Annotated in this window: 2 protein-coding genes; both read left to right on the forward strand. The window is 32.6% G+C overall.

From position 1 onward, the window contains the following. Nucleotides 1–571 (forward strand): TetR/AcrR family transcriptional regulator (locus tag ENL20_09570; GenBank protein HHE38804.1); only part of this gene is annotated, 571 nt, incomplete at its 5' end. A gap of 309 nt (nt 572–880) precedes the next feature. After that, nucleotides 881–2,419 (forward strand): leucyl aminopeptidase (locus ENL20_09575; protein HHE38805.1); only part of this gene is annotated, 1,539 nt, incomplete at its 3' end.

Raw genomic sequence — 2,419 nt, forward strand, 5'->3', positions numbered from 1 at the left:
GGAAAATCTGATCATAGAAGCCGCCGAAAAACTCTTTCTCGAAAGTGGATTTGAAAACACCAAAATGGAAGATATTGCAGCCCAAGCAGATTACACAAAACCAACTCTATACAAGTATTTTACCTGCAAGGAAGAAATCCTGTTAGCAGTTTATATGAGAGGCTGGAATCGCAGTTTTGAGTTAATCAAAAAGGCAGCAGATTCCAAAGAAAAAGGATATGATAAACTACTGGCTGCTGCGAAATCCTACAATAACTTTTTCAGCAAGAATTCCATCTATTTTTCACTTTTAAAATATGTCCACGATAAAGGTATAAAACTTTGTGATTCCAATCATAAAAGAGAACAGGATTTAGAAAATGAAAGTAAGAAAAAATTAAAACTTTTTACAGAAATCATTAAGAAAGGAATCGAAGATAAAAGCATTTCTCCTGAGATAGAACCAAAAATTGCAGTTAATTATTTTTTAAATAATCTCTACATTAATATGCACACGAAACACAACAAAAAAGTGGTTTCCAAAGATTTCCTGCGCAAAGCAACCAAAATGATGATGCGAGTTTTCAAGTAAACCTTGAAAATGGATTCTTTCGGAGATACTCATTCAATTATTCTTTTCAGCGGTTGGAAGTGTTAGGAATTGAAGAACCGTTGAAATAGTAAGCAGGGAGAGAAAACTTTTAAACTTTTTCAAGGTTTATACGATCCGAAAAATTTGATAAATCTCCCAAAGGAAAATTATCATTATGATAAAAACAAAATCTCACAACTTTGCAAATAAAGAATATCAGGTTGTTTATAATAATAGGATGAATGGTTCAAAATTTGCAGATAACTTCCGATTAATTATAAAATTATAAATAAATAAAATGGAGTAATTATGATCAATTATGCAGAATTTCTAAAAAAGAAAAATAGGGAGATAGAGGATAATTATCTTAAAAATCTTGAAAAGATTACGCAAATCAGAAATGAAACCAGAGGTTTGGAAGATAAATTTCTGAAATTTATTTTTATGATTGCAGACAGAATCCTGATGATGAGTGAATTTGAAAAGGAGTATTCGGAATCGTATTATAAAGAAAAAACTCTGGATGAACTTAAAGCATTCAATCAGACTGTTTTTTCTGAAGTCCTGCCCGAAAACTATGAAAAAAGTTATGCCAATCCTGAATTTTCAGTAGGAATTTTTGGCAATGAACTGGGGACGATCTTTTCTACTTTTTATATCCAGTTCAGAGGATTTCTTTCTTATTCAATCAAACATCATCGCTATCTAATGGAACCTTGGAACAAGAGTTTCCTTGAATTCTATGAGCTCATTAAAAAAGGAATTAGCGATAAAGATTCTTTTCAAAAAGTTACAACTAAAGCTTATAAGAAACTAACTGTTGAAAATCAAGTGATGCGTTTCCTGGAAAATTACAGTTATGAAGCTTCCGGATTTCGTTCATTAGTAATGACTGCTGATTTTTCGGATTTCCGATATTTGTATCAATATGGAAAATATATTTCGGAAAATGAGACTAAAACTGCTGAATTCTTTTTGAATTATCCGGAAGAAAAAATCCAGAAATTAGCAGAAGCGATGGTCAAAGCATTTATTCGGGGATTCGAGCTTGCTCGGAAGGATGTTTCCCAGAAAGAAACTGTGAATGTCTATTACAATATCGGTCAGGAAAAATTGGTGAGAGTTCTTGTTAATGAATTGGCAGATAAAAATTTAAAAGCTTTGCTGAATACGGTTTCGTCAACCACGATAAATCGACAATATAATTATGACCACAGATTTATTGGAGCTCTTTTTGTTGATGAAGATTTTATAGCAAAAAGCATAAATATTATCGAGCAAGCTGCAGAAAAATGTGGCGATGAATTATTGAAGTTTGCTGGTCCTTTTTATTTTGATAAATTCGGGGAAAAGCCCTTTGATCCTAAACAAAAAGATGCTTGTTTGAAGCTTTCATCAGAACAACAAAAACTGATCCAAAAAATGAATATTGAAAGAAGTAAGATCATTGATAAATACATCTCTCGATCAAAAACCAGTTTCTGTATTATTGGTTTTCCAGTTCCGGAAATTGGTGAAAAATTCGAAGATATCTTTGAGGAAACTCTTGCGATTAATATGGTAGATACAATTCATCACGAAGAAATCCAGCAGCATATTGTCGATGTTCTCGATTTAGCAGATTATGTTCATGTCAAAGGAAAAAGTGGGAATCTGACTGACATCAAAGTTAAGATGCAAAAATTGGAAAATCCTGACAAGCATACGAATTTTGTGAATTGCGGAGCAGATGTGAATATTCCGGTGGGAGAAGTTTTCACTTCACCGCAACTGAAGGGAACAAACGGAGTTCTGCACTTGAAAGAAACATTTCTGAAAAAGCTGAAATTTACAGATCTAAAACTGACC

This window comes from Candidatus Cloacimonadota bacterium, assembly GCA_011372345.1.
Lineage (GTDB): Bacteria > Cloacimonadota > Cloacimonadia > Cloacimonadales > TCS61 > DRTC01.